The organism is Savagea serpentis, from assembly GCF_015351395.1.
Lineage (GTDB): Bacteria > Bacillota > Bacilli > Bacillales_A > Planococcaceae > Savagea > Savagea serpentis.
In genome coordinates this window covers 106048-127875 of sequence record NZ_JADKPV010000001.1, presented here as the reverse complement: position 1 = coordinate 127875, position 21828 = coordinate 106048, and the positions used below count along the sequence as shown (strand labels likewise).

The 21828-nt window shown below is 41.8% G+C and carries 22 protein-coding genes; 8 read left to right on the top strand and 14 right to left on the bottom strand.

All coding sequences use genetic code 11. The features are described 5' to 3' along the window. The first annotated feature begins 93 nt into the window (after positions 1–93). Positions 94–858 (top strand): hypothetical protein, encoded by a 765-nt coding sequence (locus tag IRY55_RS00615; RefSeq protein WP_194561324.1) that lies wholly within the window; start codon positions 94–96, stop codon positions 856–858. Positions 859–902: 44 nt separating this feature from the next. Here IRY55_RS00615 and IRY55_RS00610 read toward each other — a convergent pair whose 3' ends face one another. Beyond that, complete coding sequence (locus tag IRY55_RS00610; RefSeq protein WP_194561323.1) at positions 903–1343, bottom strand: YlbF family regulator; 441 nt, start codon at positions 1341–1343, stop codon at positions 903–905. A gap of 11 nt (positions 1344–1354) precedes the next feature. Continuing rightward, on the bottom strand, positions 1355–2431 hold the full coding sequence (locus IRY55_RS00605; RefSeq protein WP_194561322.1) for a CAP domain-containing protein: 1077 nt from the start codon (positions 2429–2431) through the stop codon (positions 1355–1357). A 163-nt stretch (positions 2432–2594) separates the two neighbouring features. Here IRY55_RS00605 and IRY55_RS00600 point away from each other — a divergent pair, with 163 nt between their 5' ends. Next, positions 2595–2957 carry a YugN family protein gene (locus tag IRY55_RS00600; protein WP_194561321.1) on the top strand — a complete coding sequence of 121 codons (363 nt, stop codon included), beginning with the start codon at positions 2595–2597 and terminating at the stop codon, positions 2955–2957. Positions 2958–3071: 114 nt separating this feature from the next. Continuing rightward, positions 3072–4130 (top strand): sporulation integral membrane protein YtvI, encoded by a 1059-nt coding sequence (gene ytvI, locus IRY55_RS00595; RefSeq protein ID WP_194561320.1) that lies wholly within the window; start codon positions 3072–3074, stop codon positions 4128–4130. A gap of 81 nt (positions 4131–4211) precedes the next feature. Here ytvI and IRY55_RS00590 read toward each other — a convergent pair whose 3' ends face one another. From IRY55_RS00590 to cyoE, 7 genes are all read right to left on the bottom strand, one after another. Further along, entirely contained in the window at positions 4212–4676 is a 465-nt protein-coding gene (locus IRY55_RS00590; protein ID WP_194561319.1) for a DUF420 domain-containing protein, read from the bottom strand. Between the two features lie 17 nt (positions 4677–4693). Beyond that, a complete protein-coding gene (gene ctaG, locus IRY55_RS00585; RefSeq protein WP_194561318.1) occupies positions 4694–5626 on the bottom strand; it encodes a cytochrome c oxidase assembly factor CtaG in 933 nt (310 codons plus the stop codon). A 195-nt stretch (positions 5627–5821) separates the two neighbouring features. Continuing rightward, positions 5822–6169 carry a cytochrome C oxidase subunit IV family protein gene (locus tag IRY55_RS00580; protein WP_194561317.1) on the bottom strand — a complete coding sequence of 116 codons (348 nt, stop codon included), beginning with the start codon at positions 6167–6169 and terminating at the stop codon, positions 5822–5824. Between the two features lies 1 nt (position 6170). Further along, positions 6171–6800 carry a cytochrome c oxidase subunit 3 gene (locus IRY55_RS00575; protein WP_194561316.1) on the bottom strand — a complete coding sequence of 210 codons (630 nt, stop codon included), beginning with the start codon at positions 6798–6800 and terminating at the stop codon, positions 6171–6173. Continuing rightward, complete coding sequence (gene ctaD / locus IRY55_RS00570; RefSeq protein WP_194561315.1) at positions 6801–8681, bottom strand: cytochrome c oxidase subunit I; 1881 nt, start codon at positions 8679–8681, stop codon at positions 6801–6803. Between the two features lie 30 nt (positions 8682–8711). Continuing rightward, positions 8712–9803 (bottom strand): cytochrome c oxidase subunit II, encoded by a 1092-nt coding sequence (coxB, locus tag IRY55_RS00565; protein WP_194561314.1) that lies wholly within the window; start codon positions 9801–9803, stop codon positions 8712–8714. Between the two features lie 97 nt (positions 9804–9900). Then, the gene (gene cyoE, locus IRY55_RS00560) at positions 9901–10818 is read right to left on the bottom strand and encodes a heme o synthase (protein ID WP_194561313.1); all 918 of its coding nucleotides are present in this window, start codon (positions 10816–10818) and stop codon (positions 9901–9903) included. A gap of 325 nt (positions 10819–11143) precedes the next feature. Here cyoE and IRY55_RS00555 point away from each other — a divergent pair, with 325 nt between their 5' ends. Further along, positions 11144–12058 (top strand): COX15/CtaA family protein, encoded by a 915-nt coding sequence (locus tag IRY55_RS00555; RefSeq protein WP_194561312.1) that lies wholly within the window; start codon positions 11144–11146, stop codon positions 12056–12058. Between the two features lie 91 nt (positions 12059–12149). Here the strand turns inward: IRY55_RS00555 and pyc are convergent, their stop codons facing one another. The 3 genes from pyc to IRY55_RS00540 all read right to left on the bottom strand — a co-directional run bounded on the left by pyc (position 12150) and on the right by IRY55_RS00540 (position 17115). Next, positions 12150–15593, bottom strand: coding sequence for a pyruvate carboxylase (gene pyc / locus IRY55_RS00550; protein WP_194561311.1), 3444 nt, complete (start codon positions 15591–15593; stop codon positions 12150–12152). A gap of 4 nt (positions 15594–15597) precedes the next feature. Then, positions 15598–16761, bottom strand: a complete 1164-nt coding sequence (locus IRY55_RS00545; protein WP_328799624.1) for an FtsW/RodA/SpoVE family cell cycle protein — start codon at positions 16759–16761, stop codon at positions 15598–15600. Between the two features lie 72 nt (positions 16762–16833). Further along, complete coding sequence (locus tag IRY55_RS00540; RefSeq protein ID WP_194561309.1) at positions 16834–17115, bottom strand: YlaN family protein; 282 nt, start codon at positions 17113–17115, stop codon at positions 16834–16836. 253 nt (positions 17116–17368) lie between these two features. Here IRY55_RS00540 and IRY55_RS00535 point away from each other — a divergent pair, with 253 nt between their 5' ends. Then, positions 17369–17869: a molybdopterin-binding protein gene (locus IRY55_RS00535; protein WP_194561308.1), complete on the top strand. Its 501-nt coding sequence runs from the start codon at positions 17369–17371 to the stop codon at positions 17867–17869. A 10-nt stretch (positions 17870–17879) separates the two neighbouring features. Continuing rightward, entirely contained in the window at positions 17880–18083 is a 204-nt protein-coding gene (locus IRY55_RS00530; protein WP_194561307.1) for a YlaI family protein, read from the top strand. A 70-nt stretch (positions 18084–18153) separates the two neighbouring features. Here the strand turns inward: IRY55_RS00530 and IRY55_RS00525 are convergent, their stop codons facing one another. Together IRY55_RS00525 and typA are read right to left on the bottom strand one after the other, a co-directional pair. After that, positions 18154–18489: a YlaH-like family protein gene (locus IRY55_RS00525; RefSeq protein WP_235960993.1), complete on the bottom strand. Its 336-nt coding sequence runs from the start codon at positions 18487–18489 to the stop codon at positions 18154–18156. A gap of 30 nt (positions 18490–18519) precedes the next feature. Continuing rightward, positions 18520–20361 (bottom strand): translational GTPase TypA, encoded by a 1842-nt coding sequence (typA, locus tag IRY55_RS00520; protein ID WP_194561306.1) that lies wholly within the window; start codon positions 20359–20361, stop codon positions 18520–18522. Between the two features lie 104 nt (positions 20362–20465). Between typA and IRY55_RS00515 the strand changes: the two genes are divergently transcribed. Continuing rightward, on the top strand, positions 20466–20651 hold the full coding sequence (locus tag IRY55_RS00515) for a YlaF family protein (protein WP_194561305.1): 186 nt from the start codon (positions 20466–20468) through the stop codon (positions 20649–20651). A gap of 244 nt (positions 20652–20895) precedes the next feature. Next, positions 20896–21822 carry a peptidase U32 family protein gene (locus tag IRY55_RS00510; protein ID WP_194561304.1) on the top strand — a complete coding sequence of 309 codons (927 nt, stop codon included), beginning with the start codon at positions 20896–20898 and terminating at the stop codon, positions 21820–21822. The last annotated feature ends 6 nt before the right edge of the window (positions 21823–21828 follow it).

The window sequence follows — 21828 nt, the reverse complement described above, 5'->3', positions numbered from 1 at the left end:
TGTCGCAACTGCATTCGGCTGACAATTGATAATGATTCATTTACAATGGTACGGTAAGTGCAAAAAGTATGGGGAATATGAGGAGGGCCTTCCATGAAAAACAAAACGAAAGTGGCCATTACTTTAGGCGCAGTAAGTGCGGGTGTTGCTGCTTGGGCAGCTTCAAAGGCGATTGTAAAACGCACGCCGCGTGAAACGAAAGCATTGTTACAAAATAAGGAAACACCATTCATTATGCGCTCGCAATTAAATGAGCTTCAACGAGAAGAACATTTTGCGACAACGGTGTACGTAACGCAGGATGAGCAACTCGTCGCTACGACAATTCCAGCGACAGAGCCACTCCCACTCGGTGAGATTAAATACCGTACAGCTGAACAATTAACAGCGGACTATCCACAATTTATCCTTCTTGAGGAGCTTCATGAACGATTGAACGACCGCATTTTATTCATCATGATCGGCGATGAACCGAGCAGTTTTGAAGGCAGTCTCATCCCATCGAAATTATGGGAGTTTATTCAAAAGACGAATCGTTGTGAGTCGGTCATGATTGCTAGTGAATATGAAGAACAGCTTGACCGCTTCAATCTATATGCACAAAACGAAGTCGTGATTGTTGCGACAGAGGATGAAGTAAAAAAAGCTTATGCCGCTTATTCGAGCGCGCTCGGTCATCTATATCAACCGAACGCCGATGTTGCCATCATCCGTTTGAAAGACAATGTATTGCGTTCTCATCAAAGACGCTTCATCTCTTTTTTAAATCAATTGAATGTACAAGTGATGAATGAAGTCGAACATTCCGATACTTCTACAGAAAATCCTGTCATCGGCATCATTTCATTTGATCGTTAAAAAAACGACTGGATCGTGAAATTTCACGATTCAGTCGTTTTTTATTATGAAGCAGAGCAGTTACATGCGCCTCCAGAAGCACAGCCTGTTCCACAAGAACTTGTTTCGAAAAATGGATTGCTACTATCCACCGCGACATTCGTTGACACCGCTTGAGCGAGCGTATATCCGACGAGATCTAACATCCCTTGCAGTTCTGTTTCAGCAAGGCGATACGTTGCAATCTTTTCATTTAAGTCGAGCGCACGCTTCTGTTTGCGTACAGTTGTCATCACTTCCCGGTAATCCGGATGGTACTTTCCAAAGCGTTGCACTTCTTCGTAACGCTCTTTCATTTGTAAAAATTGCTCTATATGTTGAACGAGCTGTTCGTCCCCGTACACTGCTCGCTTCGCTTCAAAATATTGTTGCACAAGGTCCGATTGTACAATTTGGGCTGCGAGCATGTCGCTAGCTTCCAAAATATCGAGCCATTCTTCCGTCATATATACTCCCCCTACCTCATCTCTTCATATTCCGCTGGATCGGGCGCTTTATAAATATATTCAAGCACATAATAATTCCCATAAACGCTCGCTCCGATATGCGTATACTGATCCGAGAGCATCACTTTGCGATGTTCTGGAGAATTTAAAAATCCGTGCATCACTTCAATCGCATCTCCAGACGAGAGTGCTGTATTTTCTCCAGCCTTCTCATGTTTAATGTTAAATTGTTTTAAACGATTTGGCAAATTGTCCGACTTTTCTTCCGTAAGTGCACTGAGCGCAAACTGCTCGCTCATCCTTCTCGCAAACACCGTCAAGCTATAATCCGACTCTAGTTTTTTGCGCGCATGCGACAGACGAAGCCAGTTGGATAAATCGACCAATTGCCTTTCTGCTGCTCGGTATACATCGCTCGATTGTTCACTCGAAACAGGGGGACGTGGTGATACCGTTCCTTCATAATATAAATCATATGGCTGATGTAAAAGCAAAGTGGCATCATCGATAAACCGTATCGCTTCGATTCTCTTTTCTTCCACATCGAAATAAATTTGCATATTCAATTGCTGAAACGCAAGCAATAAGCGTTCCTGTATATCTTCTTGCGTCAATGTAAAAATATATTGATTATCTTCATGTTGAAAAGCAACTTCTGTATTTAAAATCGCTGTGCTTAACACATGTTCCACCGATTCATCAATGCGATATGGCTCTGTATTTAATTCTTCATTCATCGTATAAATTTGATTGATTGTACCATCTGTGTTAACACCGACCATCGTGCGCATTTTCGGATAGATGTACCAATGATACGCATATAAAGACGGTTCGATTCGTGACGGCTCTCCGTACTTCTCTATCCACTCTTCAATCGGATGAGAAACATATGTCGATAAACCGATTTTCGGACGTTCCAATAGCTCCTCATACTGTTCAAACTGATGAGAGATTGACGGGCTTATTGGAGTCGGCTGTGCAGCTTCTTTATTTAATATTTGGCTTTCTTTCATTTGACTGTTGATCGTCTCCATAACAACGATAATGATTATGATAAATAAAAAAGGAAACACAAACTTTCTCCACATATCGGTACCTCCTCTCATTCTATCTCTAGTATAATCGACTTTATTGCCAATTTGTGAACAGTCTCTTAAAAAATTTAGAAATGCGTTGCAACTATTGATGTTTTGTTCTATGATTAATAAGTATAAGCGAACGATTGCGCCATTTATAAAGGAGGACTTATTAATGTATATTGAAAATACAGGGCTTGAGTCACTCGTAGTAGATTTACGTCTATTAAAAGAAATTATGCACAAGCATGACCTTTTCGTTGATGGACAGTGGGACTACGAGCGTATTACATTTGACAAAAAGTATGTCATCAAAGAAGGTACATACTACTTACGTGTATTCGGATACACTGAAGATGGAGATATCGGATCTGGTCAAGCAGAAATCACGCTAAAAAAACCAGTACTCGGCAAACACTACTACCCATTCGGCGTAGAGTATGGCGAAGATGAAGTGTTCCCTGAAAACCTCGTAAAAGATTGCGAAAAAACATTACAACAAGTATTAGAAGAATTAAAACCTTACGTGCAAGCGTAATTCGTTGAAAGAGACTTCACTTCAAGTGAGTCTCTTTTTCTTTTGTTAACAGTATTCAAATGAAATAGACTCCGTTATAATAATAGGAGATTACCATTCACGGAGGGGTTCACGTTGTCGAAAATTTTAACAAAACGAAATGTGCTCATCACACTTTCGATTATTGCGATCGCCATTAGTTTATATTTTATCGTGCCTGTTTCAATTCCAATCATTTTAGCTTTACTCATGGCGATGCTCATTGAACCACTCGTACGATTTGTTGAAACACGCATTCAAATTTCTCGCAAAGTTTCTGTTATTTCTGTTTATATTTTCGTCATTTCAATCATTATTTTAGCGATTTATTTCACTGTGACGAGTTTAATTGCACGGATTATCAATTTTGTGAAAGATGCGCCCGCTCATATTAACTCACTCATCCTCGCCTGGAACGAGACACAAGACCGTTTCTTTAAATTTTCAGCAGGGATGCCTGATGAATTTGTCAAAGCGATTCAAGTCGAGCTGAACAACTTTATTATTTCATTGCGCGACTCGTTAATCAACTTATTAAGCTATGATAAATTAACAGCAATTGCCGCAGAAATTCCAAATTTTCTCGTCAGCTTCATCGTCTTTATGATCGCCCTCTTTTTATTCATGTTGGAACTCCCACAGTTAAAAGAAATGGTATTCCGTCATTTAAAAGATGAAACGTCACAAAAAGTGCGCTATATGACGGCACGATTAAATAAAGTCGTCATCGGTTTTATGAAAGCACAATTGCTCGTCAGTTTAATTATTTTAGCCGTTACATTCGTCGGCTTGCTTCTGATTATTCCGAAATACGCTGTCGTCATGTCGCTCGTGATTTGGATCATCGACGTCATTCCAATTCTCGGGTCAATCATCGTGTTAGCACCGTGGTCCATTTACGCATTCATTACAGGAGATGCAGCGCTCGGCACGCAACTTGCGATTTTAGCAATTATTTTACTCGTCATCCGTCGTACAGTCGAACCGAAAGTGATGGGATCTCAAATCGGTCTCTCGCCACTTCCGACATTGATTGCGATGTTTATCGGACTGAAACTATTCGGCTTTCTCGGCTTCTTCATCGGACCATTCGTCGTCATTTTATTTACGACAGCACGAGAAGCTGGCATCATTCGAACGAACTTTAAAATTTAAAGTCTCCGCCTTCGTGCCGAGGCTTTTTTTATACAAAAAAATCCCTCTCAGTTCGTCGTATCATCCTGAGAGGAATTTTATTTAAAAGCCTAAAATCGCTTTAATGACAGATGTCGTTTCTCCGCCTTTATAGAAAACGTAGAGAAGTAAGTATACAGCGACACCTGTAATGGCAGTAAAGAACCAAATGATGCTTGTGAAAGGCCCTAGCTTACGGTGACGCGTTAAATTATTTGTCCACCCCGAGTACAGTGTGATGATTCCAAATACTGCACTCGTCGTCGCTAAAATAATGTGGAATACTAAGAAAACGGTATAGTAAATTTTCAAATGATCGGGTCCACCAAATGCAGTGTTCCCTACAAAAACAGTACGGGAAATATAAATCGTAAAGAATAAGATTGCCGCAACGGCTGCAGCCATCATCGTTTTTTTATGCGCTTCGATATTGCGCTTCGCAATGAGCACCCAACCGATCGCAACGAGTATTGCGGAAAGTACGATGAAAAATGTACTGATCGTAGGCAATAATGGTACATCTTGCATGTCACATGCTCCTTTATTTAATTAATATGATACAATTCCTCACGCTTTTTCCGTTCGTCAATTTCACGCTGTGTAATCACATCTGCGTTTTTCTGTTCGTCACGATACCATGTGATAAAGATTTTTCCGATGACGACGACGTAAATGAGTTCTTGCATAATTTTCATAATGATTCCACCGAGCTGTTGATCATACAAGGCTGGCATACTTGTGAACAGTTGTGGCCCTGTAATCGAAGGTGGAAGTGATGCCAATGTTCCAGCGGGTACACAAAGCGCCATCGCTTGTAACCATGCTTCTCCTGTCATATACGTTTCATAGACAGGTACGTCTACGAAAATGATCAATGTACATGCTGGTGTAATAAGCAAGGCACTTAAAATGACATAACCGATTTTTTTCAATCCGTGCAATTGTGGTTGACCTTCTAATGTGTTAATTAATGGCCACCATAAAAATAGTGCGGAAATGAAAATTGTAAGCGTAAATCCAGCGTGTAAAAAGACATTTAGTTTCACTGTATCTAACACGATTGGATAGTGGTATAACGAGAACATCAAACTGAAAACGAGCAAAGCCACAATCGGCTTCGTCATTACATTAATGAATTTCGCAAGTGGTGTAATCGCAAAAACTTTGCGCCACATCCAGTTCGGAATCCCAATCATCATAAATGGTGCTACAATTAATAACAATAATGCCATTTGCGCCATATGAACGGAAAATAAAATATGTCCTAGCAAATCCATCGGAGAACCTTTTACGATATAAAGTAAAATCATCGATGCGATGAAGTAGTTACGTTCTCTCGCTTTTAAAGGTTCCGAACCTTCAAAACGATCCCGCCATTTTACGGTGAGTAAAAAATAAAAAACAGTTAAAATGACGAGCGATAATGCAAAATATGGACTCCAAAGTGCTGTCGCTCCAAAAATACTTAACGGTAGCATGTAGTTCGCCCCTTTTTTATCAATCTCTTTTCATTATACGGCTAAAAAAAATCGAACTCAAGCGTACGTTTCACTTTCATTTCATTTTTTTATGAAGTTCCTTCTTTTGTTCTTATTTTGTTCACGTTTCACATTTACATCGATTCGTAAAATAAAAAACAGTCACTTCACGAGGAAGTGACTGTTTTCATTCGATTACCACCAAACGATTGTAAGCATTGCAAGTGGTACGAGTCCACCTAAAATCATGCCTGTATACATGAAGAACTGTGGAATCCCGTGTTCTTCTTCCGCCATATGCATGAAGTAGTAAAATTGTAATCCTACTAAAACTGCTGCGATTAAAAGAACCATTGGTAATACGAAGTATCCTGACATGCCGAGTACATCATTTTGGTACGCAACGACCATACCGAATGAGCAGAGCGTCAAGAAAATCATTAAAGAGAACATCATAATTTGATTGCGCATACCTTCTTTACCGCGTTTGCGATTGAGTTGTTGTTGCGCTGGAGTACGTTTCGTAACTTGAATTTCAGCCATTTTAACCAATCACTCCCATCAAGTATACTACCGTGAAGATGAACACCCACACGACGTCGATGAAGTGCCAGTACAATGAGAATGTATAGTACTTCGTAGCGTTGTAAAGGTTCAATCCACGTTTCGCGTTACGCCAGATTAACAATGTGATCCATACGAGACCTACAGCAACGTGAAGTCCGTGTGTACCGACTAATGTGAAGAATGCTGACGCGAACGCTGAACTACCAAATGTGAAGCCTAAGCCAACGTAGTGCACGAACTCGTAAACTTCTACCATTAAGAAGCCTGTACCGAGAAGTGCTGTAATTGACATCCAAATTTGCATCTTCTTGAAGTTGAAGTTACGCATATGGTAAACCGCGTAAACACTCGTTAATGAAGATGTTAAAAGTAAAAGTGTCATGACGAGAACTAATTTCAAGTCATATAAGCTTTGCGTCGTATGTTCGAATCCGTCTGGACCGCTGTTACGAAGCGCTAAATACGTTGCGAATAATGTTGCGAATAAAATTGTCTCTCCGCCTAAGAATAACCAGAAACCAACAAACTTGTTTTTCGCCTCAAGTGTAGCACGTTCTGGGTGCTCCGGCCAAGTTTCAGGGGTGAACTTGTGATTTAAAACATCCATTTAATTATGCCCCCTCTGCGCAATTTCTTTTTCCGTCTGAAGTACTTCTTCTTTCGTTACGTAGAAGCCTAAGTCATCGCGTACAGAACGAGCTGCCATCGCGAAGAATGTTACGACTAAACCACCTACGAGAACTGGTAAGCCCCAAGCATGTTCTAAACGGAACATCGCACCGAAACCTGCGATGAATAAACCTAATGTCATAATGAACGGAAGAATTGATCCGTAAGGCATGTGGATATCTTTCACTGGCTCTGCAGGTAAGAATCCTGATTCGTTCCCATCCATTTTTTCTAACCAAACTGAATCCAATCCACGCACGAGTGGCGTTTGTGGGAAGTTGTAGAATGGTGGTGGTGAAGGAATCGCCCACTCAAGCGTACGTCCGTCTCCCCATGGGTCGTTACCGACACGCTCATTTTTAATTGTTGCCATAATCGCGTTAAACACGAGAATGATGACACCGATACCCATTGAAATAGCACCGATTGTTGAGATCATGTTTGCTAAGTCCCAACCTTGGTTCGGCATATATGTCCAAACACGACGTGGCATTCCCCAGAATCCTAACCAGTGTTGAATTAAGAATGTCATGTGGAAACCGATGAAGAAGAACACGAATGTGATCTTTCCAAGTGTTTCGTTTAACATTGTACCGAACATTTTTGGCCACCAGTAATGTGTACCAGCTAAGATTGCGAGCACTACCCCACCGACGATTACGTAGTGGAAGTGAGCTACGATAAAGTAAGAGTCATGTAATTGGTAGTCAAGTGGTGCAGAACCCTGCATAACACCTGTTACCCCACCCATAACGAATGATGGAATGAAACCTAATGCGTAAAGCATTGGTGTCGTTACTTTAATGCTACCGCCCCACATCGTTAAGAGCCAGTTGAAGATCTTAACTCCCGTAGGAACTGCAATTGCCATTGTCGCTACCGCGAAGATCGCGTTCGCTGTTGGTCCAAGGCCTACCGTGAACATATGGTGAGCCCAAACCATGAATCCTAAGAAACCGATTAATACTGTTGCGAATACCATTGATGGGTATCCGAAAAGACGTTTACGAGCAAACGTTGAGAAGATCTCAGAGAAAATACCGAATGCTGGTAAAATTAAAATGTAAACTTCAGGGTGACCGAAGATCCAGAAGATATGCTCCCAAATGATCGTGTTACCACCCATTAAGTGGTTGAAGAATTGTCCACCGAACATACGGTCAAATGTTAAGAAGAAAAGACCTACTGTTAATGGTGGGAAAGCGAATAAAATCATCGCTGATGCGATAAACGTAGTCCATGTGAATAATGGCATACGCATGTAAGTCATACCTGGTGCACGCATGTTAATGATCGTAACTAAGAAGTTAATACCTGCCATTAACGTACCAGCACCTGCAATTTGTAACCCTAATGCATAGAAGTCAATACCGTGTCCTGGTGATACGAGTGAAAGTGATGCGTATGAAGTCCATCCAGCATCAGGAACCTCACCGAATAACCAAGATAAGTTAAGGAAAATACCTCCGAGCATGAACATCCAAAAACCTAATGAGTTAATAAATGGGAATGCAACGTCACGCGCTCCAATTTGAAGCGGAACAATCGCGTTCATAAATCCGAATAATATCGGCATAGCAGCTAAGAAAATCATCGTCGTACCGTGCATCGTAATTAAGTCGTTGAACATACCCGCTGTTACGAAATCGTTTTGCGGAGTAAGTAATTGCCAACGAATGAAGAGCGCTTCAATACCACCGAGTACGAAGAAGAACGCTCCCCCGAGGAGATAAAGAATACCGATTTTCTTATGGTCGACTGTCGTCATCCAGTCCCATACTGCTGCGCCAAAGCCTTTCTTTTGAGCAACTGAACTCACGTTGTTACCTCCTATCCAAAATTCTAGTCATTATTTTTCTTCTACTTTAAGACCCATCAAGTACTCGACTAAAGCGTCCATTTCGTCATTCGAAATTTGGTCTTCGCCGTATGATGGCATTTTGTTACCTGGTTTGTTCTTTTGTGTATCGCGGATCCAGTCTTCTAAGTTCTCTGCATCATGTGGCATGAACCCTGCAACACGGTTACGATCACCGAATGTCGCTAAGTTTGGACCTTGTGTACCTGATTGTTTTACGCCACCTTGAACTGCTGTTGCGTCCGTCGCGTGACATCCGATACATCCGCTCTGTACGAATACTTCTTCACCTTTTTGGTTCGCTACTGGTTTTTCGTCTGCTGTGTTTTGCATCGCTACAACCCACTCGTCGAATTCAGCACGTGGAAGTGATTTTACTTTGAAGTCCATCAATGCGTGTGACGGTCCGCAAAGCTCAGCACATTTACCGTAGAATACACCGTCGCGTAAATCTTTTGATTCTTTTTCGAATACTAAGTAGAACTTGTTCACGTTTTCGACGTTCGTATCTAATTTACCACCGACTGCTGGAATCCAGAATGAGTGTTTTACGTCAGCTGCAATTAAATTGAAGTATACTTTCTCATCTGTTGGTACTACTAATTCTTGTGCAGTGATAATACCGAGGTCTTTGTATTCAAATTCCCACCAGTATAATTTTGCTGTAACGTCTACGACTAAGTTCTCTGGATTACCTTCCTCATCCGTTGCACCCATCGCTGAAACGTCACCTAACTTATACGTGTAATAAACTGTAACAACCGCGAAGATCAATACGAGAATAATTGGGATAACCGTCCAGACCATCTCGAGGAAATGACTTCCTTCTGTCTGTTCTGGGATATGATCTTCCCCTAATTTTGAACGTCTAAATTTCACGAGTGCAATTGTATAAATTGTGACGACTACGAAAATAACCGATAACATAATTGCTGCTGCAATCATTAATAAGTTAAATTGGTCACGTCCGACTTGTCCTGCTGGCATGAGTGTAGAAATCTCTTCTTGACCACATCCTGCTAAGAAAATCGCGAGCACCGTTAAAAGTGAAAAGAGACGCCACTTTTTAAGTCCTTTTTTCATCGCTTATGAATACCTCTCTTTCCAAATAAAATAATAAGTTATGAGGACTACTAACCTCTTTTATGATGAATTCTACATATCAGAAAGAATTCCGTAGTTAAATGAAGATCGAGAAGATGATCATCGAAACGAATAAAATCGTCATGTAGTTAATGGAATAGACGAACATCCCTGTCGCCCATTTCATATCATCTTTCGCTTTGAAGCCTCTCACCGACAATATGAGCCAACCGATATTGAGTAATGTCGCGAGCAGGATAAATCCGATCCCGAGCTCTTTTAATAAGAACGGTAATGGGAACAACAACAAAATCCATCCGAGAATGGAAATTTTCGTTCGTTTAAATCCTTTCACGACTGGTAACATTGGAATGCTCGCTGCTCTGTACTCTTCCGTTCTACGCATTGCTAGCGCATAGAAATGCGGTGGTTGCCATGCGAACATGATGAGAAACAGTGCCCAAGCACCAAATCCTAGCGTCGGTTCAACTGCTACCCAACCGATGAGCGGTGGGATAGCCCCTGAGAAGCTTCCGACTACTGTGTTGCTCACGTGCTTGCGCTTCGACCACATCGAATAAATGACCACATAACTGACAACTCCTGCAACCCCAAGCCATCCTGCGACGTTATTAATAGAGAAGAGAAATAACTCTCCCGCTATAATAAGCACCATCGCGATGGTGAAGACTGCTTTTCCGTCAAAACGTCCTGTTACCGTCGGACGCTCTTTCGTACGTGTCATCAACGGATCGATATCACGGTCAATCCAGTTATTCATCGCAGCCGATCCCGCTATGATTAGCGCCGTACCTAACAACGTTAATACGAGTAAGTCTAAACTGTGAAGAAAACTTTTGTTGGTGAATTGAAATGCCAGAAATAGGCCTGTGAACGTCGTAATTAAATTGGAGTTCACAATTCCGATTTTAATGAGTGCTAAAAATTCTTTCACAAATGACTTCGTTTCAACTTCTCTTTTGACATTTTGTGAAATCGCACGCCCATTTGACATAGTAACCCTCCTTTCAAAGTTATCTTAAAAGCTTACTACTATACTTCACTATAACGAAAATTCGAGAAAATTTCTAGAGTAATTCACAATTCTCTCGTTTTTCCATGATAATACGGCGAAATACGCCTCACTTACTTATAGTAAATCATTTCTCCTCCCCTTTTGTGAAGTTAAAACGTCTTTTTTATGAACAAATTGTGAAAAACGAACTGAAAATTCGTTTGTGAATTGAATAACATTGTTTTTTACCTGTTTTTTCGCTATCATCATGACAGTGCGGAAGTGTTGAAATGCACAATTTTTTATAAAAGTAGGTGTATCTCATTTGCGATACAGTAAAAATTTAAAATGGTTCGGTCTCATTTCGACAATCGGAATGTTGTTTATTTTACTCGGTGGCGCACTCGTCACGAAAACAGACAGCGGAATGGGTTGCGGACGTCATTGGCCAGGTTGTAACGGCAAGCTCATCCCTGACGTCATTACGACAGAAGTGTTGATTGAATTCTCACATCGCCTCGTGACAGGGATCGTCGGAATAGCGATCGTTCTTCTCGCTGTTTGGTCATGGAAGGCGCTCGGTCATATTCGCGAAACGAAGTTTTTAGCGATTACGGCGGTATTTTTCCTCATCTTACAAGCGCTCATCGGAGCAGCACAAGTATTGTGGGGACAAGGGGACTTCATCTTAGCTTTGCATTTTGGAATTTCTTTAATTTCATTCGCAGCTGTCCTACTTCTGACACTCATCGTCTTTGAAGTCGACAAAAAGTTTGACGCAGACGGAGTACGTTTCGGATCGACATTGCGATTCCATACGATTGGAATTACCGTATATGCCTATTTAGTCATTTATACAGGGGCGCTCGTTCGCCATACAAATTCTGAACTCGTCTGCTCTTCATGGCCGTTTTGTCATGATGGTTCTGGCGGAACGTCGTTCATGCCCACTTCTTTCGAAGAATGGGTACAAATGGGGCATCGTCTCGCAGCAGGATTACTTTTCCTATGGATTATCTATGCAGCGATTCATGCAGTGAAACATTACAAAGATCAACGTGTACTATATTGGGGTTGGATTATCGCTGCTACACTTGTCACTTTACAAGTCATCGCAGGAGCGATTGTCATTTTCACGAAAGCGAACTTAATTATCGCGATGTTCCACTCTCTATTCGTCACATTGCTATTTGGTTTACTCACCTATTTCATTTTATTACTTTATCGTTCAAAACAATAAAATGTATCCCTTTTCGACAGGTCAACTTCGAAAAGGGATTTTTTTATAAAAAAACAAGGAGAAACGATCACTCGTCTCCCCTTGCTCATTTTTAATGTTCCATTTCAATCAATAAGTCACCTGGTGCGATGGAATCGCCTGCTGTGACGTGAATTTTCTGAATGACCCCATCGAATGGCGCTTGGATGGTCGTCTCCATCTTCATCGCTTCTGTGATGAGTAAATGCTCGCCTCGACGAACGCGAGTACCTTCCGCTGTCGCCACTTGCAACACCGTTCCTGGCATCGTCGCGCCGATATGTGCATCATTTGTCGGGTCTGCTTTTTGTTTATTCACTGTATCCGACTCTGCGTGTACGTCTTGGATGATCACTTCACGAGGCTGACCGTTCAATTCGAAGAAGATGACACGTGTACCATCGGATTGTGGTTCGCCGACTGATACAAGCTTGACAATCAATGTCTTTCCTTTTTGAATCGTCACTTCGATTTCTTCTCCTAAACGCATGCCGTATAAAAATTCTGGCGTATCAATGACTGACACGTCCCCAAACTCTTTCAACGTCGCCGCATACTCTTCGAATACTTTCGGATAGAGTGCATACGCTAATACGTCTTTCTTCGTGACAGGACGTTCTAACATTGGCGCTACTTTTTCCTCCAATGCATCAAAATCCACTGGCTCTAACAATTCGCCTGGACGAACTGTAATTGGTTCGCGATCTTTTAAGATGACTTTTTGAAGTTCTTTCGGGAATCCACCATGTGGCTGGCCTAAATATCCTTGGAAGAACTCGATGACGGAGTCTGGGAAATCAATCGTGTCGCCACGCTCGATGACCGATTGTTCATCTAAATCGTTTTGAACCATGAATAATGCCATGTCCCCGACAACTTTTGATGAAGGGGTTACTTTCACGACGTCACCAAACATTAAGTTCACGCGTGAGTACATATCTTTCACTTCATCCCAACGCTCTGCAAGTCCTACCGCACGCGCTTGTTGTTGAAGGTTTGAATATTGGCCACCAGGCATTTCGTGCACGTAAATTTCTGAATGCGGACTGTTCATGCCGCTTTCGAAATGCTGGTAATATTTGCGGATATCTTCCCAATAGTAAGATAATTGTTCGAGTGATTCGATATTAGCGTTCATCGCACGCTCTCCGTGTTGAATTGCGTAGTACAATGAACTTGCTGACGGTTGCGACGTCAGTCCAGCCATCGAACCGAGTGCTGTATCGACAATATCGACACCTGCTTCAATCGCTCGCGCATATGTGTACACACCGTTACCGCTCGTATCATGCGTATGCAAGTGAATTGGAATGTCCACTGTGTCTTTCAATTCTGAAATTAAACGATATGCGGCTTCCGGTTTTAATAAACCAGCCATATCTTTCAATCCGAGAATGTGCGCACCTGTCGCTTCTAATTCTTTCGCCATATCTTTGTAATATTGCACCGTATACTTCGCACGTGAGTCATCTAAAATATCCCCTGTGTAGCAAAGTGTCGCTTCTGCAATTTTGCCCGTTTGACGAACTTCGTCAATCGCAACTTCCATTCCTTTAATCCAGTTTAAACTATCGAAAATACGGAAGACGTCAATGCCCGACTGCGCTGACTCTTGCACGAATTCACGGATGACATTGTCCGGGTAGTTCGTGTACCCGACAGCGTTCGCACCGCGCAGTAACATTTGGAACATAACGTTCGGAATTTGTTTACGCATACGTTCAAGACGTTGCCACGGATCTTCTTTTAAGAAACGGTACGATACGTCAAACGTCGCGCCGCCCCACATTTCGAATGAGAATAAATCCGGCAGTAAATGTGCTGCTTCACTTGCGATATTCGTCATATCTGATGTACGAACACGTGTCGCTAATAATGACTGATGCGCGTCACGGAATGTCGTATCTGTCAATAACACGTTCTGTTGGTCTTTCACCCATTGAACGAGTCCATCCGCACCGCGCTCATCGAGAATTTGTTTCGTGCCCGCTTGAGGAGCTCCTGACAAATCAACAATCGGCTTACGTGGATGATGGAAGATCGGCTTTGAATCGTTACCGATTTCAGGGAACCCATTCACCGTAATATTTCCGAGGTAATTTAAAATTTTCGTACCACGGTCTTTACGCGGTTTAAATTCGAATAACTCAGGCGTCGTATCGATGAAGCTCGTATCGTAGTTTCCTGTTAAGAAATCTGGATGACGGACGACGTTTTCTAAAAACGGAATATTCGTTTTAATTCCGCGAATACGGAACTCTTGCAAGTTACGGTCCATTTTTGTCGCTGCTTCTTCAAATGACATTCCCCATGTTGAAACTTTTACGAGCAACGAATCGTAATACGGTGTAATGATCGCTCCTTGGAAACCGTTACCCGCATCTAAACGAACTCCGAATCCTCCACCTGAACGGTACACAGAAAGTCGACCTGTATCAGGCATAAAGTCATTTAACGGGTCCTCTGTAGTAACGCGTGATTGGATCGCATATCCAAATAACGGAATATTTTGTTGTGCTGGAACTTTGGCAACGCTTTCATGTAGGCGCTCACCATTCGCTACGTGAATTTGTGTATGAACGATATCGATTCCTGTCACCATCTCCGTAATCGTATGCTCTACTTGAATTCGTGGGTTTACTTCGATGAAGTAAAACTTGCCGTCAGCAACTAAAAACTCGACGGTTCCTGCGTTAATGTATTCGATCTCTTTCATCAAGTGAACCGCTGCATTACAAATGTCTGCGCGCATTTCATCTGTCAATGAAATTGACGGTGCAATTTCTACAACCTTTTGGTGACGGCGTTGGATCGAACAGTCTCGCTCGTATAAGTGAACGACGTTACCGTATTTGTCCGCAATAATTTGGACTTCGATATGTTTCGGGTTTTGCACGAATTTTTCAACGTACACTTCGTCTGAACCGAATGCTGACTTCGCTTCAGATTTCGCACGGTTGTAAGCTTCAACGACTTCGTCTGCTTTTTCAACGATACGCATTCCGCGTCCGCCACCACCGAGTGATGCTTTAATAATAATCGGATATCCGTGCTCTTCTCCAAACTGAGCCACTTCTTCCACCGATGATACAGGACCATCGCTACCAGGTATAACAGGTATGGCTGCATTGATTGCTTGCGTACGCGCTTTCACCTTGTCACCGAACATATTCAAATGCTTTGAAGTCGGTCCGATGAAAATGATTCCTTCTTCTTCGAGACGACGAGCGAACTCCTCATTCTCTGCTAAAAATCCATATCCTGGGTGAATGGCATTGGCGCCACTCTCTTTCGCAATTTGGATGATGCCTTCGATATCTAAGTATGCATCGATCGGCTTCTTCCCTTCTCCCACCAAGTATGATTCATCTGCTTTGTAACGGTGGAATGAACCACGGTCTTCTGCCGAGTAAATCCCGACTGTCGGAATATTTAATTCCGTACACGCACGGAAAATTCGGATAGCGATCTCTCCACGGTTCGCTACTAAAATTTTCTTAATTTGTTGTTGCGCCATATTACTACACTCCCTTATCGCTTTGTTCTTTTTTAACAAACATGGATACATTCATCAGTATCCCTAAAGCTAAAGATAACAGAATAAAGCTCGTTCCGCCATAACTAATAAATGGTAATGTTACCCCAGTAAGTGGAATTACGCTCGTCAAACCGCCAATATTAAGCACTGTTTGAATGCCAAATAAACTTCCTAAACCGAACGCTAACATGCGAGCTTGTGGGCTTTTCGTCTTCAGTCCGAGTGAAAATGCACGGAATACAATGAAGCCAATTCCTCCCAATACAATTGTCGTTCCGAATATTCCTAATTCTTCACTAATGACCGCAAAAATCATGTCCGTATGTGGCTCTGGCAAATACCCAAGCTTCTGAACAGACTTTCCAAGACCGAGACCTGTTAACCCACCGCTTCCAATGGCGAGGAAACTATTTATAATTTGGAATCCTGAGCCCTCTGGATATTTGAAGGGATCCATAAAAGCCATGAGTCGCCCTTGACGACTCCCTGTCAAAATCGATTGTCTTTTAAACAACAATAAAATTCCAATCATCGGAATTAAAACGAGGAACATCGCCACAATCATGCGCAAAAATGACTTAAAGCGTAAGCCGCTCGCTAAGATCACAGTCATCGCCACAAATACGATGATAAGCGTCGCTCCAACGTCCGTTTCCAACATGACAAGCCCTGCTGTCAAACCTAAAATAAACAGCGGAGGTCCGATTGACTTATTAAATTGCTCTAATGTACCCTTCTCATTTTTTTTAGCAAAAAAGCTTGAAAAATACAAGATAATAATGATTTTTGCAAACTCTGACGGTTGGAAGTTTCCGACCGGTGTCCGAATCCAACTTTTCGATCCCACTTCCTCTTTACCGAACCCAAAAATCAGTACCGCGCCTAATGAAAGTAACATCACGGCTACCATCGCAATCATCGCTTTTTTCTCTTTATAATGTCGATGTGGAATTGCCGCCATTATTAAAAATACCGGTATTGCAATGATGACATGCTTCAACTGTTTGGAGAAATAATACGTTGAATCGTCAAACTTATTAAGTCCCTGAATCATGCTGGAACTGTACACCATAAGCAAACCGAATAACGCTAAAATAATATATGTAATAAAGAGGGGGTAATCAAAATGTTGATACAGTTTCTTCACATTCTTCAAGTTGCTCTCCTGCCCATCCGTAAACAAAAAACTCAAACTTAAAAACTAGTTTGAGTTTAGCTGTTATTTTTTCATATATAACTCGTGTAAAGCGTTCATCTCTTGCTCTAAACGTGTCAAAATCTCTTTGCCGACTTCGCTATCGATTAAATCTAATTTCACTGCAAAGTCAATTTCTCGTGAAAGTCCATACATCTGCGTATCGAGCACTTCTTCATAAAGTGGGCACTGTGGCATCGTTAAATGATCCATTTGCACTTTGATGAGTTGAGCGATTTTCTCTGCATCAGCAAGCAATTGCTCAAGCGCTCTTTCTCTGTATGTTTGTTGAACTTTTATTTCCATGAGGACGCCCCCAATTACGTTAAAATACGTTAATTGTTATCAAAGTAAATTGTAACTTTACCACAGTGAAATTGCAAGTAATTGGGTTGCTTTTCTATCTCTCACTCGTTTCTTTTCTGACTTCATTCTTTTCAATTGTGTCGAAAATTCGAACTTTTCGATTTTCATCATTTTTCTTTCTCTATTTTCGAGAGTTTCTTTCTGTTCCTTTTCACGATATACTAAATAAGTAAGAGAAAAGGGAGGGTTTATCATGAATTTCATGGTACCTATTAAAGGTAAAGTACAATTTGCAATTACGCTCGATCCAACGGTTTGGATTTTTGATGACCGACGCATCGATTTAGAACAATTTTTCCATACGACGTATGAAGAGATCGACGAAGATACGAAATATTTACAAGGGATGGGAAAACATTGGTCCCGCGAGATTATGGAAGGGTCTACCGCTCCTCCAACATTGAAAGCTGAAGAAACATTCTCATTGAAAAAAGAATTGAAGGATACGCTCGGCATTCATTTCAAACACTTTTTGAAAAATGCTGAACCGCATGAAGACGCAACAACGATTGTCTTTGAGCAAACGACAGGCGAAGAAGTAGCGATTCCATATGACCGCTTAAACGATGTCATTTTACAGTACAGTTTGCGCGGCAAGCCGTTGCGTGAAGATGGTCCGATTTACGTCTTATTCGCAGACGGTTCGAACGTGAAAGACCCGATTCGTCACGTGCAAGCGATCCGCATCGAATAGAGGTGATGGTATGAGAGTACAATGTGCATTATGCGATAAAATCGATAATATACCCGATTTTTCAACGACCGCTAAAAAATTGCGCAATAAACCGATTCGCACCTATTTATGCGATGAATGCAATACTCGTATTACGGAAAATACAGAAGCACGCATCGCGACAGGTCGCTTCAAATTGTATCGCAGTTCTCACACGACAGAAGACCAATTTTAAATGACCGCTGTCCACATCGTAAGGACAAATAAAAATACGACGCATTCCAGTAAGGAATACGTCGTATTTTTTATTGTGCTGCTTCTCGTCGATCATCTGCCATACGGCGTGCGCGATATAAAATTAAAATCGCTGCTGCGACGAGCAATCCTTCAACGACTGGTAAATAAATCGCTAAAAACGTCAAAATTAAACAACCTAATGCGAGTGACACGTATACAATAATGTTTTGCCACCATTTAATTTTGCGCGCAAATCCTAATTTGTAAACAAAAGCAGATAATAGTAAGACTAGGACGAATAGAATCATCCCACCCGTATCGATGTCAGGAGCATTCTCATAAATGAGACGAGAAATCCCCGTCATCCGTTCATACGCGCGCTCTAAATCTTTCGCATCTTCCATCTCACACTCTCCTCCTCATTCACGTTCATTTTATGATTCAGCAAGTTTGCTTTTCTTTTTCATCTTTTCACGTTCGTTTTTGTCCAAAATCTTTTTACGCATACGAATCGACTCCGGTGTCACTTCACAATATTCATCGTCTCCGATATATTGAAGTGCTTCTTCCAACGTTAAAATACGTGGTTTTTTCGTCGATACCGTTTGGTCTTTCGTCGCTGAACGAACGTTCGTCGCATGTTTTTGTTTCGTCAAGTTGATCGTTAAATCATTTTCACGTGTATTTTCACCGACGATCATTCCTGCATAAATCGGTGTGCCCGCTTCTACGAACATCGTTCCACGATCTTCGAGCTGCATGACACTGTAAGCTGTAACGACACCGTTTTCCATCGAAACGAGCGCTCCGTTACGTCTTCCTCCAATTTTAGCATTAATATATGGTTTATATGTGTCAAATGTGTGATTGATAATACCGTATCCGCGAGTCAATGTTAAAAACTCTGTCGTATATCCGATCAATCCACGTGCAGGCACTAAAAAGACGACACGCACTTGACCGTTACCGCTATTGATCATATCGAGCATTTCTCCTTTACGTTGGCCGAGAGACTCGATGACGCCACCTGAATATTCTTCCGGAACGTCGATTTGAACGCGTTCGAACGGCTCACATTTCACACCGTCAATTTCACGGATGATGACTTCTGGTTTTGATACTTGAAGTTCATATCCTTCACGACGCATATTTTCGATTAAAATCGATAAGTGGAGCTCTCCACGTCCTGAAACGATCCATGCATCTGGTGAAGCAGTCGGCTCTACGCGGAGCGATACGTCTGTTTCAAGCTGTTGCTCGAGACGTTCTTCGACTTTACGCGCTGTGATCCATTTTCCTTCTTTTCCTGCAAATGGGCTGTTGTTCACGAGGAATGTCATTTGTAATGTCGGCTCGTCAATATGAAGCTCTGGTAACGCTTCTTGATGACCGACTGGACAAATGGTCTCCCCTACATCGATATCTTCCATTCCGGAAACGGCGACTAAATCACCCGCGAATGCTTCTTGAATTTCGATACGCTGCAAGCCGAGGAAACCGTACATTTTCGTTACACGGAACTGTTTCACTGAACCGTCACGTTTTAATAAAGCGACTTGTTCGCCAACTTTCATCGAACCGCGGAAAATACGTCCGATACCGATACGTCCAACGTAATCATTGTAATCTAATAATGAGACTTGGAACTGGAGCGGTTCTTCACTGTTATCGATCGGTGCTGGAATATGTTCGATGATTGCATCGTACAAATCTTGCAACGTTTCTTTTTGTGCTTCTGGTTCTGGGTCTAAACTTGCTGTACCGTTAAATCCTGAAGCGTACACGACTGGGAATTCTAATTGGTCGTCGTTTGCGTCTAACTCGATAAAGAGTTCAAGCACTTCATCGACAACTGCTTCTGGACGCACGAAATCGCGGTCAATTTTATTGACGACGACAATCGGCTGAAGATTCGCTTCCAACGCTTTCTTTAATACGAAACGAGTTTGAGGCATACATCCTTCGAACGCATCGACAACGAGAATAACACCGTCCACCATGCGCAAGATTCGCTCTACTTCTCCCCCAAAATCCGCGTGACCTGGTGTGTCTAAAATATTGATTTTCGTATCTTTATAATGAACGGCTGTATTTTTCGCTAAAATCGTAATACCGCGCTCTTTTTCAATGTCGTCTGAGTCCATTGCACGGTCATCGACATGCTCATTTTCTCTAAAGATTCCTGATTGCTTTAACAACTGATCGACTAATGTCGTTTTACCATGATCGACGTGAGCGATGATGGCGATGTTTCTAATGTCTGAACGTTCTTTCATTTCTCTTCTCAACTCCGTTTATCTTTTATCATCTCTTTAACTGTGTTATTATAACACATGAATCTACATATCCAAACAAGCGATACTCAGAAGGAGGCATTTTTTTGAAAAATATTCATTGGATTTTCGTCCTTTACTCATTTTTAGCTGTATCTTCGATGTGCGCAATCGGCGTTGGCGTCGCAGAAAAATCACCATTGACGATCATCATCTCTTCGATTTTAGTCCTCGTCTTCATGGGACTCGGATTTACGAAAAAGAAAAAATTACGCGAACAAGGACTACTTTAAATGAAACGAAGCGCGACGCATGGAATCTCCTCAGATTCTATGCGTTTTTTTACGTCATGAAATAATCGTAAAAACTTTCTACTCCGAAGAGATTGCAATGGGATGAGCGAAACGACTACTACTCGCTCGTCTCCTAACGATATGTTAACAATTCCAAACAATATACGATGACGTATGTCGTTTTTTTACGTTGTGGAGTAAAATAGAAAACGTACGTATTTTTTTAAGAAAGGAAGTGAAACCGATGATCGAACTGATTGCAACAGCCGAGTCGGTGGAACAAAGTAAGCAATTAATTGACGCAGGTGTCGATTATGTGTACGTGGGAGAAGATGAATTTGGTTTACGCCTTCCCCATTCATTCTCTTTAGAAGAAATAGGTCAAGTCGTAGAAATTGCGCATGCAGCGAATAAAAAAGTTATCGTCGCTGTGAATGCCCTCTTCCATAATGACCGCATCGAAAAATTAAAAGACTATCTCACGGAATTAGAACGTCTCCACGTAGATGCGATTACGACAGGGGACCCAGGGGCAGTTCGTATTTTACAAAAAAACGAATTCAACTTGGACTACATTTACGACGCACAAACGCTCGTCACGAACTCTACACAAATTAACTTTTGGGGAAAACGTGGCGCAATTGCGGGCGTCTTAGCACGCGAATTGACGTTTGAAGAACTACAAGAACTCGCAGAGAATGTCATCATTCCTGTCGAAACGCTCGTTTACGGCGCAACTTGTATTCACCAATCAAAACGAAAGCTCGTTCAAAACTACTTCAACTACGTCGATCAAGAAGTACCTGAATCGATGGCAAGCCGTGAACTGTTCTTATCGGAAAGCAATCAAGAAAACCATTACTCGATTTATGAAGATATGAACGGGACGCACGTGTTCGCAACCGACGACGTCAACTTGATGACGCAATTAGATAAATTAGTCGACCTCGGCTTAACACAATGGAAATTGGACGGCATTTTTTCACCAGGTGAAAATTTCGTCGCAATCGTGAAATTATTCGACGAAGCGCGCAACCATTTCCAAAACGGGACATGGTCTGAAGAAGTAATGCATGCATTAAATGCAAAACTTCACGACTTACATCCACCACATCGCTCATTAGATGAAGGATTTTTCTTAAAAGATCCAGACTCGATTGAATCAAAATAAGAAAGG